Consider the following 15,072-nt stretch of genomic DNA (forward strand, 5'->3'; position numbering starts at 1 on the left):
AAGCTTTTATGAATTTGTTCATTAAATATTGGTATTGGAACTGGCAAAATATATTATAATCAATACAACGATTCATCTTAACCACATATAGTATGAGTAGGATATTTATTTTTCCTTGAGGAAATGGGGAGTATGATATGAAGAAGTTGATTCCTTTTGGTTACTTCGCTTCGATAGTTTTGATATTATCTGGAATTCTTTACTTTTTTGCTGCTAACTGGCCTGAATTTTCACGGTATGAAAAGCTTTCGCTTTCGGTTGCGGCTATGATTTTGTTTTATATCTTATCAGTACTTTCCACAAAACTACTTTCACAACAAGTATTTTTAGGAAAATGGTTTTTAGTGGGTGGTGCGATCACCTTTGGTTTATCTATTGCATTAATTGGTCAAATTTATAATTCTCATGCCGACAGTTATGTACTATTTCTTGTTTGGCTAATACCAGTTATACTGCTTGCAATAAGCACAAATTATGCTTCTTTTTCCATAATGAGCTTTATCCTTTTTCATCTCGCCTATTGGTTCTATATGAATCCATCATCATATTTCATTGTTCGCACAGATTTTCAAGAGTGGCTCATATATCTTGTAATTGCAGTACTTAATCTCATTCTCTTTATCCTTACTTTTACTCCGGTATTGGATAATAAAGCAATTCGCTACATGTCATATACCATGACACATATTATGTTAATCGGAATGAGTATTTTCGAATTATATGAACCATATAGTGGCTGGACGAATATCTTATATATTTTGTTTGCTGCTGTTTGTTATTTTTATCTTGCATCGAAGAAAATTGATAAGTATCTTTCCATTATTCTTTTCACAATGGTCAGTATTTATGTCTGTACAAAGATTATTGAGATCCCATTTTTATTCGGAGAATCTATAGGATATCTTGGCTTGCAATTACTAGGTTCAATTGCCTCTATCGCTTTAATTATCGGCGGAATATTGTTGGCTAGGCATTTATCATCCAAGCATTCTGAAGCTCCTATAGGTCAAGCGATTAAAGGTACGTTAATCGTGATTGTTACACTCATTGGTTCCTTCATGTTTTCAATAAGCTTTGGAGGAGTTCTCTTCCTAATATTCTCTAGCTTCTATGCTACGGTTGTTTTAAGTTTATTATTTATTTCAATAGGTTTATTTGTGAAAAAGCTTGGGCCATATGTCCGAAACACGCTTCTGTTTATCGGATTTTTCTCAGGTCTACTGGAAGCATTTTTCCTATCTGCACCCATTACCATTTTCTTTTTAAGCGTTTCTATTGTCGTAACAGTTATCATGAAAGATGGAAACATAAGATTCTTAAGCTACACTACAACCATCGGATGTTTAATAAATCTAATATTAGATGAATTAGGAATGTGGGTCCATTTAGAATTTGTATTCATAGGTATTGCACTAGTCAATGCAATAATCTATTATTTTGTTCGAAAGCAAGCTACATTAAAACGAATAAGTTTGTTTTACGCCTTACTCTTTTTCTACGCTCTTACCTTTTTAGATAATTTACTTTGGCAGGAAATAATCTATAGCTTTTTGTTTTTTATCATAACAACAGTACTCGTTCTTTTCTTCTCACGAAGAGACGATTTATTTTTATTTAGAATGACTTTAGTGTTCTGGATTGCACTATTTATATCAACTTATTACGACCTTGTTTGGTCTCTTGTACACAAATCACTGTCACTACTATTGATTGGACTTATTTTCTTCATAATCACTCAATTCTTTGAACGAAGGACTGATAAAAGTGAATTAAAGAAAGTAAAGGTTTTTTCAAAAAAGCAGTGGATTCTTATTGGACTCATTCTTCTTTTGCAGTTGACGATCGCGGGATACCAAATTGGGACTAGTGAGTCATTATTAAATAACGGTAAAGAAATTACACTTGAGTTAGCACCTGTTGACCCCCGTTCGATGCTTCAGGGTGATTATGTGATCTTGCGTTACGAAATTGCAGAAGTCAATGAATTAAAAAATGTTCATTCAGGAAATAAAGTGTTTATTCTGGCAAAAGAAGACCAACATGGTATCTATCAACGGGAGAAAATACTCACTTCTATAAATCCTCGTGACTATCAGCTCGCTCAAGATGAGGTCCTAATTGCTGGTAAGTACAATGGCTATAATGGTATTATTATCGGTATAGAAAGTTATTTTGTTAAAGAAGGTACAGGTTTAGACTTACAGCGCAATGCAAAATACGCTAAAGTAAAAGTTTCGAGAACCGGAAATTCAATACTACAGTCAATTGAGTAGGAGGCAAACTGTCCTCCTTTTTTTATGCAAAATTACAATACGATACAACTTATCATGATATAATTTATAAGTATAATAATTTGAAGGGGAGAATCGAGAAATGTTACAAAACCTATATGAATCTTTAGACAAAAAATATTCAGAATTGGTTGAAATTCGACGTTATTTACATCAACACCCAGAAGTTTCCTTTAAAGAATATAAAACCGCTGAATACATCTCGAATTTTTATAAAAGTTTAGGAATTGAAGTGCGTACAAATGTAGGTGGTAATGGTGTTGTTGCGAAAATTCATGGTAACAAACCAGGTCCAACTGTAGCTTTACGCGCTGATTTCGATGCTCTTCCAATTCAGGACGAAAAGGATGTACCTTATAAATCAACTGTCCCTGGTGTGATGCATGCTTGTGGACATGATGGACATACTGCTACATTGCTAGTATTAGCAAAAACACTTCATGAAATGAAGGAACAACTCGCAGGAACAGTCGTCCTTATCCACCAACACGCAGAAGAATTTGCTCCAGGTGGTGCTATTTCTATGATTGAAGATGGGTGTCTTGAAGGTGTAGATGTCGTATTCGGCACTCATTTATGGGCAACAACACCGACTGGAACGATTGAATACCGCGTTGGTCCAATCATGGCTGCTGCAGATCGTTTTGAAGTTAAAATTCAAGGATCAGGTGGCCACGGAGCACATCCACATACCACTAAGGATGCCGTTGTTATTGGCTCTCAGTTAGTTATGAATTTACAACAAATTGTGAGCAGACGCGTTGACCCAGTTGAATCTGCAGTTGTATCAGTAGGCTCGTTCGTTGCAGAAAATCCGTTTAACGTAATTGCAGACTCAGTTAAACTTGGAGGAACAGTGCGAACATTTAGTGAAGATGTTAGAGACCAAATCGAACATGAAATAGAGCGAATTGTAAAAGGAACATGTATTGCAGCAGCTTCCACTTACTCCTATGCCTTTCATCGTGGTTACCCTGCAGTCGTTAATCATAAAGAACAAACGGATTTCCTAGTTAAAGCTGCTGAAAATGTACCTGGTGTTATAAATGTTACGGAAGCTGCTCCTCAAATGGGTGGCGAGGATTTTGCTTATTATTTACAGCATGTACCTGGAACTTTCTTCTTTACAGGCGCGAAGCCCGCTGATGAAACAAAAGCTTATTCACATCATCATCCAAAATTTGATATTGATGAGAAAGCAATGCTTATAGCTGCCAAAACATTAGGAACAGCAACATTAAACTATCTTTCAGTCGAAAAATCAGAAGAAGCTACAGTATAAAAATAAAACGCAAGAATGATGTATTTCGCACCATTCTTGCGTTTTTATTATTGTAGTATTCGAATACGATAACAATTTTTCGCAACTTCTCCTAAGTGATCAAGTAAATTGTAATTGGCATATGCCCCAACAACAGCTCCAACACCTGGAAGTAATTGAAGCATTTTTACAAAATCAATATAATCACGGTATTCTTGTTGGAAGACACGCCAATCCATTTCGACTAGGCTCTCTTTCTCAAGTTCCCAATTCTCGATAATGTGAAATGTTTTCTTTTTATGTTCATCACTAGAAAAAGCCAATTGAAACACATATAACAAGAAAAGACGTTCCTCATATTTTTTCGTATCAAATCCATGTATCGCTGCTACTTCAAATAAAAATTTCATCTTTATTGAAAGAAGCAAAGGAAAATCGGCCAAGGCTAGAAAAAAACCTCCTGCCCCTGTACCTGCTCCTTCCGCGGCTGCAGTTCGTCTATAGACTGTTAATTTTTCTTCTATTAGCTTTTCTTTTACCTGCAATGTCATTTCATCCGGGTAGTTTCCCTTTGTTGTATATTCTGACCCAACTAACGTAGCTTGAACCATCTTCTTGATGCTCTCGGTAATGACAGTGTGGGCTTTTTCGGGAATCATTTCGTTCACTTTTGTTTGAGCTTTTTTTGAGACACGTTGGAGCATAGTAGATTTTTTAATCAGCTTTTTTCGCCATTGAAATAATTCCTCTTCTACTTTTAACAGATATGAATCATCCATGCACCCTCTACCCCTTTATTAATTTAATACTTACTACGATTTAAAATAGGGATAGGTTTCAAATATTAACTATACATCCGGTCAAGCTTTTTTACCTTCCCCTTTGCATATACAAATACAAAAAGATACACGAACACTAGACCAACAACAAATAATAAGATTGTTATCGAGAATTCAACTGTAAGTAAAAGGATTATTGTAAATAAGACACATTGAACTACTAGCAGCTGAAATAGAAACTGTAAATAAGAGGATAATTTCGATTCTTCACTTACCGGATATAATCGAACCCATATTTTAAAACTATGGTGTCTCCATAATGTCATAAGCTGATAGCCTGTTAAATATAAAAATAATATCATCACAAACGCTTTACCATAATGAAATGGGACGAAATAAATAATCAATCCGCCAATGATGGTTAGCCTCGCATACAAACCTAAGTAGTCGCTTGTCCGCAAAAAGGTACGCGTATATAGATAGCGAAATGTATTTTTCTTAGAGTATGAAATTAGACCGGTAACCCAGTTAAGCCAAGGTCGTTTTTTCACCTGCTCCTTTAGTTTAGGAACATCTGTGAATAAATTAGCAATTCGATAAAAAGTAAGCATTCTCTTTGACTCTAACTCGATTAATGTATTCCATTTTAGACCTTTACCCTCGACTGCTTTATGAAAATAAAGAAGTAGCCCAAGCATGAGTATCACGACACAACCGATAAAAATGATCGATGCATCAGAAAATAATAAATACATTAGCACGATATTTAAAATAAGCCGAATTACGTTGTCAGTATAATAAGTTGAGTTTTCTTGGTCATGCTGAGTTAACCATGTCATGAGCAAGTTCCACGCCTTGCTCAAAAGAACAATTACAAAAATAGCTACTAAGGATGAAAATGTTTTATCTGTGACAGCAAGATATAAAGGTGCTGCAATTGCAAACACAATTAATAATAAGTAAATTTGAGAAAACAAGCTATACCAAAATGCCTTTTGAAAATAAGGGGTTAACTTCGTTTCAATTGGCAATAAGAAGACAAGGTCTGGCTCTTTCACTAAGGATTGAACTCGACTTCTAGTCAGTATAGCTCCTAAAGCAAGTGCAATAATAATCGCGTAAGGAAATTCCTTAGGAACATCCTGTAGCCAATAATTATAGTAGTATGCCCCTCCGCCACCTAAAAAGAGGAGAGCGATTAACAAATGGTCATTTAACATATACCGCAAATAACGGCTAATTTCTTTAAAATGTTGGACCTGGCGTTTTTTCCATAGTTCTTTGATATCAATCATTTTCTTCTTCCTTTGTCAGGCTGATATAAATATCATCGAGTGATGCGTTCTCCATTTTGAATTGCCTGCGGAGATCTTCTAAGGCTCCTGAAGCCTTTACTTTTCCGTTATGTAAAATAATAAAGGAATCACAATACTTTTCTGCAGTCGCTAAAATATGGGTAGACATTAAAATGCCCGCACCTTGATTTTTCTTTTTATTCATTAGCTCTAACAAGGATTGAATACCAAGTGGATCTAAACCTACAAAAGGTTCATCTATGATATACACATCCGGATCAACTAAAAAGGCACACATAATCATGACTTTTTGCTTCATTCCTTTTGAGAAATGAGCTGGGAAAAACTTTACCTTTTTTTCCATTCGAAATTCTCTTAATAAAGGTTCAATTCTTTCTTCAAATACTTTCTTATCAAGTCCATAAGCCATTGCGGTTAATTCAAGATGTTCATAAAGGGTTAACTCATCATAAAGAATTGGTGTTTCTGGAATAAAACTAAACTTGGATCGATAGGCTTCCATGTCATCTTGAATCGTTTTCCCCTGAATATGAATAGACCCTTTCTTTGGCTCCATTAAACCAATTATATGTTTAATTGTCGTGCTTTTCCCCGCACCGTTTAATCCGATTAATCCTACAATTTCGTTTTGATTAACTTTGAAGGAAACATCCTTAAGAACAGGATTTTTTGTGTAACCACCGGTTAGATTTTTTATCTCTAGTAGTGCCATGTAAAGCTCCCTTCTTATCATACAAGTTTTTTCGTTTTCTGATGTCTAGCTCCAAGCGCCATCGGCTCCAGGGCCTAAGCCATCGCTTCCTTCTTTTTGCTCAACTTAAGCTTGTTGCCTATCGCTGAGCGCCTTGCGCTTTTCTTTTTATCATATCAAAAATTGCCATTTTTACATAGTTAAAAAAATTGAATAGAACATTTTAAAACGGCCATACTAATTTTTGAAGAGGGCAAGAAAAAAAGCCTTTGATGTTAATCATCTACCTGGAATGAGGTGTTTGTTAAAGACAATATCCTTGTTTTAGACGACAGCTTTTTATATCTGTTATAAGGGGATGGTTACTTTGGGAAATGTGAGAATAAAGTAAGTTCGAAACAAATTACCACTAACAAAATAACAATATTTTGTAAATGAGGTGTTTGTTAAAGGCTACCTAGTCGCTTTATAAGTTGTATTAACTTATAAACATTAGACAAGGGGATGGTCCGCTTGAACTACGGAATTGACTCACTCCATTAGATAAAGACTTTCATTCCTAAAAAAAATGAGGTGTTTATCAAAGATACCGTTAACCTATAACAAGAAAGCCTTCTTCAGAAACAGGATGCATCCTTTGCGATTGCATCCTGTTTTCTTTTTTAAAAATTGGTTACAACATGAAAATTTTAACATCGTATGAACATGTGATAAAATACTAGTTATTAACTGAATTATTGAAAGGAATGGACGTAAATGAGTGATTGTATTTTTTGTAAAATCATCAATGGAGAAATTCCAAGTGCAAAGGTGTTTGAAAATGAACACGTGTATGCCTTCCTAGACATCAGCCAAGTATCGAAAGGACATACTCTTGTTATCCCAAAAGTACATAAAGAAAATGTATTTGAATTAACGCCAGAAATTGCCCAAAATATCTTTGAAGTTGTACCATCTATTGCAAACGCAATAAAAAAAGAATTCAATCCAATCGGTATGAACCTTTTGCAAAATAACGGTGAGCAAGCTGGACAATCTGTATTCCACTTTCATTTACACCTTATCCCTCGTTATGGAAAAGGCGATGGATTTGGCATCGTATGGAAGTCTCATGAAAGTCAATATTCATCGGATGATTTAAAAAATATTGCCTCAAGCATTTCAAAAACAATTGAACAGAATTAACCTCTAAAAAGGCAAGACTTAGGTCTTGTCTTTCTTTATGTCGTGAAAGCGCTATTCTGTGTTTTTTCTAAAAATTTCACTTTTTTTTTCATAAAAACATGATAAGATAACTTTATTCAACTAAAGCAACAAAAATAGGAGGATTCAATTATGCAACGAGCTTACAATTTTAATGCCGGTCCCTCTGCTCTTCCAATTGAAGTATTAAATCGAGCCCAAGCAGAACTTAATAATTTCAAAGGAACTGGCATGTCTGTAATGGAATTAAGCCATCGAAGTAAGGAATATGATCAAGTACATCAACAAGCTATTTCTGATTTACGTAGTCTCATGCGAATTCCTGATGACTACCAAGTATTATTTTTACAAGGTGGCGCAAGTTTACAATTCTCAATGATTCCCATGAACTTTCTCACTCCAGGTAAAATAGGTGACTACATATTAACTGGTTCTTGGTCACAAAAGGCACTTGATGAGGCAAATAAACTTGGTGAAACCAATATAGTCGCTTCCAGTAAAGAAGATAAATACAATTACATCCCTGAAATAGGTGCAAACGCTCATTCAGAGAACTCAGCTTATGTTCATATCACATCAAACAACACCATATATGGTACACAATGGGAAAAGTACCCTACCTATACAAATGTGCCATTAATTGCAGATATGTCCAGTGATATTTTATGTAGAGAAATTAATGTAGAACAATTCGGGATGATCTATGCTGGTGCTCAAAAAAATCTTGGTCCATCTGGGGTCACCGTTGCTATTATTAAAGATTCCTTATTAAAAGAAGGCAATAGCAATCTACCTACCATGTTGGATTACAAAACACACGTAAAATCTAATTCACTTTATAATACACCACCTACTTTTTCAATTTACATGCTTTCGCTTGTGCTTGAATGGGTCAAGGAGCAAGGTGGCGTTCCTGCAATTGAAGCGATGAATAATGAAAAAGCAGCTCTTTTATACCAGACAATTGATGAATCTGATGGTTTCTATAAAGCTCATGCTAAAAAAGGCAGTCGTTCCACGATGAATGTATCATACACACTTCCAAGCGAAGAGCTTACTAAAAAGTTTTTAATACAAGCTAAGGAAAAAGGTTTCGTAGGGTTAAATGGACATCGCTCTATCGGTGGGTGCCGTGCTTCCATATACAATGCGGTACCTTATGAGTCTGTTGAAGCCCTCGCTTTATTTATGAAGGCATTTAAATCAGATAATTAGAACTGTAAATTGGTCTAATAGTCTGATATACTGATAGATAAGATTCTTGCAATAGGCAATGAGTGCACTATTGGAGAATCCAAAAATATAGCTTAGAAAAGCTGAGGAGAGATGAGAAATGAATACAAAAGTTTTAGTATTTTTAGCATTATTAGTTGGAATGGGTGCTGTACTACACACAGTTATGCCGGGAATATACCTAGGTATGAAGCCTGACTTATTGTTAATCTTCATGTTTTTAGGAATTATGTTATTCCCTGAAAAGAAATACGTATTGCTTGTAGCAATTGTCGGCGGTGTGATTTCAGCATTGACAACAACCTTCCCAGGTGGTCAAATTGCGAACCCTGTCGATAAATTAGTATCAGCATTCGTATTCTATGGCATGTTTACAGTTGCAAGAAAGCAGACACAATCACTAGTAATGGTATGTGCTATTACTGCAGTAGGAATTTTAGTTTCTGGATTTGTTTTCTTAAACACTGCACTTATAATTGCTGGTCTACCTGGAACATTCATCGGATTGTTCATTGGTGTAGTCATCCCAGCAACTGTAATGGGTACAATTGCAATGGCGATTATTTATCCAGTTGCACAACAAATTATAAGACGTACAAACTTTACAGTTAGTGCATAATCATGAATCTCCGGTGTCCGACTTATTGGCGGGCACCCTTTTTCTGTCCAATTTTGTAAATTAGTTAAAATCGATAGAACTGAAGTAAAACTGATAGAATGAAAATATATAATTCATAGAAAAGAAATAATGTCGATAGAATCAAGTGATCCATCGTTCCTACTCCTCATCTCCATCAAAAATCTATGAAATTAAGTGATATCTAGTCATTTCTCATCATATAGTAGAAGTAAAAAGTGGGACAAGGAGTGGAATCTATGTTAACAGTACCTTGGTTTGTATATGTAGCGTTATTTGGAGTTCTTTTTAGTGCATATATGGTGATTAGGACATCTAGAGAGGAAAAGAAGATTGAAGACTCCTATATTGAACAAGAAGGTAATGTATATATCGAACGTATGAATAGCGAAAAAGAAAAACGTTCTAAGCAAATGAATAAACCAGAGGCCATGTAGAAGTCGAAAAGCGCAAGTCCTTGAAAGAGGAACATCGACTAACTACTACTGCCACGTCCTGTGGCAAACGTCGATGTCAGCACTTCCTGTGAAAGTCCGACAAGCATAACAAAAGCCGGCTGAAAGGATCTCTTTTATCCATCTTGCCGGCTTGGCTTGAACAGAGAGGGACTAGGCGCTGAAGCTAGACAATATAAAAAGGACCGTTTAAAAACGGTCCTTTCTCATTATTCTGCAGCAGGCGCTTCAAATAAATCTTTAAAATCTTTATCTTTAATTTTTACATCTGCATTATCAATTGCTTTGTCTAAAGCAGTTTGAAGAGCAGCTTGGTCTGCTTGAAGTAAAGCCTTGCGAATCTCGTCCTTTTTCTCTTGTTCCATCTTATCAAAACCTTCAGTTGTTCCAGTTACTTTAATGATGTGATAACCGAATTGTGACTCAACAATATCACTTGTTTCGCCTTCTTTAAGAGTAAAGGCAACTTCTTCAAATTCAGGAACCATACGTCCTTTTCCAAACCAACCAAGGTCCCCGCCATTTTGAGCAGAACCATCTTCAGAATATTCCTTTGCTACATCTTCGAATTTTTCACCTTTGTCAAGCTTAGCCTTCGCTTCTTCAATTTTCTTTTTAGCGTCTGCTTTTTGCTCTTCTGTTGCATCCTGTGGAACTTGAGCTAAAATATGGCTTGCTTTAACCACTTCGCCTTCTTTTACTTCAACTTCTTCCAATGCAGCTTTTTCTTTTAACATGTCTGATTTAAGAAGTTCGCGTACGAATTCCTCACCATTTTGCTCAACAATGGCATCAAACTGGGCACCTAGAGCAGCTTGCATTTCTTCATATTTTGCATCTATTTCTTTATCTGTTACTTCATATTTCTCTGATAATACTTTAGTATAAACTAAATCTTTAAGGATCACTGCGCCTGCTTGATCCTTCATGGCATTATATAATTCGTCTTTTGTAACATTTCCAGCTTTTGTTTCTACAAGTACTGCTGAATCGTCGGCATTGTTACATGCACTTAGACCAAGAATACCTACAGCAGCAGTTAAAGCAATTATTGATTTTTTCATTACACACACTCCTACTATGTACAATTTTTATATACGGTTTGTCCAAGGGTACAAAAATTACTATAACATACTTTTAAAAAAGAAAGAAAACATTTTCGCAAGATTATTCAAAAATCTGGGACATTCGCACAGTCATATAGGCTTTATGCGAATAGGATATAGTGAACTGAATAAAAGGCTTTTGCCTTTCAAGTTCAAAAGTTTAGTTGATTGTGAAAAAGAATTCCTAAAGGCGTGACAATCGCCTATTCGTTCACAAATGATTTCGCATAAAATACCGTACTAAGATATAGGAGGTGTAACTATGAGTCACGGATACGCTGGTGGATTCGCGCTAATTGTCGTGTTATTCATCCTTCTAATCATCGTTGGTGCTGCTTGGTTCTAAGAAAAGCTTAGCTTATTGATTGTCCACGTTAGCCACGTCCTGTTGCTAACGTGGACGTCAGCACTTCCTCGAAAATGCTTTGCATTTTCTTCGTGCGATGTATATGCTTCCGAAGTCTTTCCTGTCCTGTGCAGGTCCGACAAGCAAAAGAAAAGCTAGCTAGAAGGATGCCTTTTATCCTTATTGACAGGTTGACTTGACCAGAGAGGGGCCTGGCCCTTTAGCTAGACAAAATAAAAACATTCTCAAATAAGAAAAAGGATGGCCGAAAAATCGGTCATCCTTTTTCCATTTACGTAAACAAGACCTCTACATAGGAGGAAATAAGTAAAATGGTAATCAAAATATTAATTGTTCGATAAACTTTTGGCTGGCGGTCATCAGGAATTTCTTTTTGCTCACATAGCCGGTAAGTCATTTGATTAATGTAAAACAAAATAAAAGCAGCAAATGGAATATAAAATAAGAGCACTCCTCATCCCCCCATCTAAAATCAAATATGCCGTAGCATTTTTCCCCTAGATTTGTTCAATCATGAAAATCTAAGACTCCCAGAAGGCTCAACTTTATTCATTACTCCAAAATTTCATATGAATAAAGTTTATTTATGAATTAAAATATCATAGCCATCCTCTACTTCTTCAACAGTACAAGATCTTGGTGCCTTAATAAACTGACCTAAATAGATAAAATCAGGAACACATAACCCAAAATTGATCGCTGCAATAATGGAAAAATAATGAATATAGACCGGAAATGCAACACACGCACCAAGCATAAGTGTAGTAATCAATAAAAATGGTGTACTCATTACTAAAATGATAAACGGCTTAGAAAGTGCATCTTTTGAACGAGTAGAAACAACTGGAATAATTCCATACAACCATTTAAATGTTACTTTTATTTTTTTACCAGTTACCCAAAAGGGTAAAACATGCAAGGTTGCATGTAATGGATAAATCAACAATAAAGCTAATAAAAAATAAATTGATCCATCTTCATTTAGTTTAATTGAAGAATACAGAAGATTCATTGGCAAATAAAAAAGAATAAATGCAATGAACATTGATATCAAGGATACCAATACAATTCGATGGAATCCATAATCCTTTGAAAGATTAATGGTTTTCCAACATGTCATACAAAATCACCATCCACAATCATAAGAAGTAAATAATTGGAAGTCGCATCCAAATCGAAGTAAAATTTTTTTAAATTTAGTTACTCTAAACTTACTAAACTACTTTACTTTGTTTCTAACAAAAATGCAATAGGTATCCAAAAGAACGATAAAATACATGTTTTTTCGACTTTTTTCGCTATTTTTGGGCATATTATTTAAAAATAAACGTAGAGTATTCATTCAACTAAAGTATTTGGGGTGTAAACTATGGAGTCAATTGAAGATCGTTTGGAGCGACTTGAATATTATCAGTCGCTCATCTTACCGTTGTTAGAGGATAAGTTATCACCGTTTCATCAATTAATAATGGAAGCAAAATTAACAAAAAAAGACGTCGAAGACTTATTGGAACTATGTGAAGAAATGAGCATTACATATAAAAAACAAAAAGCGGAGGGACTAATATGTTTCACGCCGCTTTTAACTCAATTTGTAGGGATGCTTCATCCCCACTTAGATCCAAAAACAACAATCGACGTATTAGCTAAAGAAAGAAAATATACCCCTTTAATGAACGAGTTTAAAGGGATACTCAACGAAATAAACTAATTCCAGATTACAACTCTATTTTTTCTTCTACTCGTTTGTAAAGCTTTCCATCTACTTCAATAAAATCATCTTCAATATTTCGGAATGATTTCTCGAATATTTCCATATAATCGTCTCCATATATGTTACGGACAATGCTCATAACCTCAACGATTTCTGGGAACTTTCCGTAAAGCTTCTTAAGTGGAATTGCTCCTTCCAAAACTCCATTTTTACTCGGATTATAGCTTTCCACAATTTTCAAAAAGATTTCTTCCCCTTTTGGTGTCAACTCGATATACGTGTTACGCTTATCATTTTCCTTTTTTGAAAATTGTAAAAGTCCACGTTCCTCTAACTTTTTAGAAAAGTTAAATGCAGTTGAAACATGCATAACTCCAAACTTAGCAATCTCTGAAATTGAAGCACCTTTCAAATGATACGCTATCCAAATAATATGATGTTCATTAATATTTAAATCATAAGGCTTGATCCATTGTTGCCAGTCCTTTTCAATAGATTTCCATAATGCCTTACTTAGCTGTGCGATTCTCTGACTAAAAAGGAGCGCTTCTTTGATGGAGGCCATTTTTTCTTCATGTTTCATAGATTCACCCACTTTTCTATTTTCTCTTATTACTATTATGCCAATAAAATAAAAATTAATAAAGATGTAAATTTACGAAATTTTTAAATTAGGTGAAAAAAATTTGATTCTATGGGGTTGTAACCGCTTTTTCTAGTTTTTCTAAAGCGCTTTCTATTTCTGAAAGCTCTTTTTGAATATTTTTTTGATTACCTTCAATCTCTTGTTTCCAATGATTTAGTAAATAACTAATATCACCAGAAACCTCAGATATTGTATTCACCGCCTGTTTCGTTGACCTAGAAACCTGTTCTGTTAAGGATTTCCCATCGGAAACAACCTGAGACAGGGAATTAGAGATTTGTTTTTGATTATTTTTTAACGCCTTTCTTAATTCCTTGCCTGAAGTAGGTGAACTTAAAAGGACGGATACACCACCAATTACACTTCCAATTAATACACCAATTAATAGAGACTTTGTTGATGTCATTTTAATCACTCCAAATCAGAACTATTATTTACAGAATTCTACAAAAACTAAAGAAATCCTTTTCAAACTTCATATTTTTTACAAAATTACAGTTGCTGTAATAAGTCATTTTGTTGGATATACCAACGGTCAACAATACTATTCCGAACCAGTACAAAAACGATTCGTTTTCGTTCCTTCCCTTGATTTTCCCTGTATATTTCGACTTCAACTGGTATTTCCATACTTAATAGTCCTTTTAAATCGCTTAATGGTAAATAGGACATGTTTGTTATTGAAAAAATTGTAATTTGATTTAAGGTTTTGTAAAGCATCTTATTTTTTGAATTCGGCATAAAGGTTTGTTTGATTATTTTTCGATCCGATTGATTAATACCGGCTACAAAAATTTCAATTAGGTGATAAGGGTCCGCATTATTAATGTAATCGTCTAACCTGCCTCCCGCCTTTAATAACATGAGTTTATGAGCAAAATCTGGTTCTTTTGAACTGTGGGTGGTACTCCCTAAGAAATGCACACAAAAATGACCAGGAAAGCCGTTTTTTAAAGCACCTGCACCATGTGGCATACCGTGCATTGAGGCGGCAATCATTTGATCTCCATATTTTACAATAATCGCCCTTCGCTTCCAGCTCCATTTCCCGCTATAAATTCTTTTCATAATTTTTGTGTCTTCAATTGTGAGTGGTTGAACATCGGCATGTCTGCTTCCAGCCCTTCTTTGCACACGAAATTGAAGGCCCGTTTCAACGTCAATAATAGTAAAGAAGGATTTTCTAGGAAGAATCTCATTTACAATGTCCCAAGGAACCATTTCAACTTTAAAGCTTATTGGGCTATCTCTCTCATCATATTCATTTGTAACCGCAATGGCTGTATTATGAAATGCAATTAAAAAAAGAAAAAATAGAAGTATTACTTTTGTCATTCTTCAGGACCTCTTTTTTTTACATAGCTTTCCATAAA

General features: G+C 35.0%; 17 protein-coding genes. 8 read left to right on the forward strand and 9 right to left on the reverse strand.

Going from position 1 to position 15,072, the window contains the following annotated elements:
- The first annotated feature begins 137 nt into the window (after window positions 1-137).
- Together NST91_RS19585 and NST91_RS19590 are read left to right on the forward strand one after the other, a co-directional pair.
- Window positions 138-2,273, forward strand: coding sequence for a GDYXXLXY domain-containing protein (locus NST91_RS19585; RefSeq protein WP_341332478.1), 2,136 nt, complete (start codon window positions 138-140; stop codon window positions 2,271-2,273).
- A 100-nt stretch (window positions 2,274-2,373) separates the two neighbouring features.
- A complete protein-coding gene (locus NST91_RS19590; RefSeq protein WP_341332479.1) occupies window positions 2,374-3,573 on the forward strand; it encodes a M20 family metallopeptidase in 1,200 nt (399 codons plus the stop codon).
- A gap of 47 nt (window positions 3,574-3,620) precedes the next feature.
- Here NST91_RS19590 and NST91_RS19595 read toward each other — a convergent pair whose 3' ends face one another.
- The 3 genes from NST91_RS19595 to NST91_RS19605 form a co-directional block, all read right to left on the reverse strand.
- The gene (locus NST91_RS19595) at window positions 3,621-4,331 is read right to left on the reverse strand and encodes an EcsC family protein (protein WP_341332480.1); all 711 of its coding nucleotides are present in this window, start codon (window positions 4,329-4,331) and stop codon (window positions 3,621-3,623) included.
- Between the two features lie 65 nt (window positions 4,332-4,396).
- Window positions 4,397-5,626: an ABC transporter permease gene (locus NST91_RS19600; RefSeq protein ID WP_341332481.1), complete on the reverse strand. Its 1,230-nt coding sequence runs from the start codon at window positions 5,624-5,626 to the stop codon at window positions 4,397-4,399.
- Window positions 5,619-6,359: an ABC transporter ATP-binding protein gene (locus NST91_RS19605; protein WP_341332482.1), complete on the reverse strand. Its 741-nt coding sequence runs from the start codon at window positions 6,357-6,359 to the stop codon at window positions 5,619-5,621. Before NST91_RS19605 ends, NST91_RS19600 begins: the two co-directional genes overlap by 8 nt.
- 735 nt (window positions 6,360-7,094) lie before the next feature.
- Here NST91_RS19605 and NST91_RS19610 point away from each other — a divergent pair.
- The 4 genes from NST91_RS19610 to NST91_RS19625 all read left to right on the forward strand — a co-directional run bounded on the left by NST91_RS19610 (window position 7,095) and on the right by NST91_RS19625 (window position 9,848).
- Window positions 7,095-7,523 (forward strand): HIT family protein, encoded by a 429-nt coding sequence (locus tag NST91_RS19610; RefSeq protein ID WP_341332483.1) that lies wholly within the window; start codon window positions 7,095-7,097, stop codon window positions 7,521-7,523.
- A gap of 150 nt (window positions 7,524-7,673) precedes the next feature.
- A complete protein-coding gene (gene serC / locus NST91_RS19615) occupies window positions 7,674-8,756 on the forward strand; it encodes a 3-phosphoserine/phosphohydroxythreonine transaminase (protein ID WP_341332484.1) in 1,083 nt (360 codons plus the stop codon).
- A 118-nt stretch (window positions 8,757-8,874) separates the two neighbouring features.
- A complete protein-coding gene (locus NST91_RS19620; RefSeq protein WP_099353390.1) occupies window positions 8,875-9,393 on the forward strand; it encodes a tryptophan transporter in 519 nt (172 codons plus the stop codon).
- A gap of 257 nt (window positions 9,394-9,650) precedes the next feature.
- Entirely contained in the window at window positions 9,651-9,848 is a 198-nt protein-coding gene (locus NST91_RS19625; protein ID WP_121447087.1) for a sporulation YhaL family protein, read from the forward strand.
- A gap of 227 nt (window positions 9,849-10,075) precedes the next feature.
- On the opposite strand, the gene NST91_RS19630 is transcribed toward NST91_RS19625, so the two are convergent.
- The gene (locus tag NST91_RS19630) at window positions 10,076-10,930 is read right to left on the reverse strand and encodes a peptidylprolyl isomerase (RefSeq protein ID WP_121447088.1); all 855 of its coding nucleotides are present in this window, start codon (window positions 10,928-10,930) and stop codon (window positions 10,076-10,078) included.
- Window positions 10,931-11,234: 304 nt separating this feature from the next.
- On the opposite strand from NST91_RS19630, the gene NST91_RS19635 reads away from it, so the two are divergent.
- Window positions 11,235-11,318, forward strand: a complete 84-nt coding sequence (locus tag NST91_RS19635; RefSeq protein ID WP_121447089.1) for a YjcZ family sporulation protein — start codon at window positions 11,235-11,237, stop codon at window positions 11,316-11,318.
- A gap of 292 nt (window positions 11,319-11,610) precedes the next feature.
- Here NST91_RS19635 and NST91_RS19640 read toward each other — a convergent pair whose 3' ends face one another.
- Window positions 11,611-11,790, reverse strand: a complete 180-nt coding sequence (locus NST91_RS19640) for a hypothetical protein (RefSeq protein WP_099362463.1) — start codon at window positions 11,788-11,790, stop codon at window positions 11,611-11,613.
- A gap of 129 nt (window positions 11,791-11,919) precedes the next feature.
- On the reverse strand, window positions 11,920-12,459 hold the full coding sequence (locus NST91_RS19645) for a DUF3267 domain-containing protein (RefSeq protein ID WP_341332485.1): 540 nt from the start codon (window positions 12,457-12,459) through the stop codon (window positions 11,920-11,922).
- Between the two features lie 249 nt (window positions 12,460-12,708).
- Here NST91_RS19645 and NST91_RS19650 point away from each other — a divergent pair, with 249 nt between their 5' ends.
- Complete coding sequence (locus NST91_RS19650) at window positions 12,709-13,050, forward strand: DUF1878 family protein (protein ID WP_341332486.1); 342 nt, start codon at window positions 12,709-12,711, stop codon at window positions 13,048-13,050.
- A 7-nt stretch (window positions 13,051-13,057) separates the two neighbouring features.
- Here the strand turns inward: NST91_RS19650 and NST91_RS19655 are convergent, their stop codons facing one another.
- The 3 genes from NST91_RS19655 to NST91_RS19665 form a co-directional block, all read right to left on the reverse strand.
- A complete protein-coding gene (locus NST91_RS19655; protein WP_180271217.1) occupies window positions 13,058-13,636 on the reverse strand; it encodes an HTH-type transcriptional regulator Hpr in 579 nt (192 codons plus the stop codon).
- A 109-nt stretch (window positions 13,637-13,745) separates the two neighbouring features.
- Complete coding sequence (locus NST91_RS19660) at window positions 13,746-14,105, reverse strand: YtxH domain-containing protein (protein WP_341332487.1); 360 nt, start codon at window positions 14,103-14,105, stop codon at window positions 13,746-13,748.
- Window positions 14,106-14,191: 86 nt separating this feature from the next.
- Entirely contained in the window at window positions 14,192-15,034 is an 843-nt protein-coding gene (locus tag NST91_RS19665; protein ID WP_341332488.1) for a hypothetical protein, read from the reverse strand.
- Window positions 15,035-15,072 lie beyond the last annotated feature (38 nt).

It is taken from the genome of Ferdinandcohnia sp. FSL W7-1320 (genome assembly GCF_038050315.1).
GTDB lineage: Bacteria > Bacillota > Bacilli > Bacillales > Bacillaceae_L > Ferdinandcohnia > Ferdinandcohnia aciditolerans.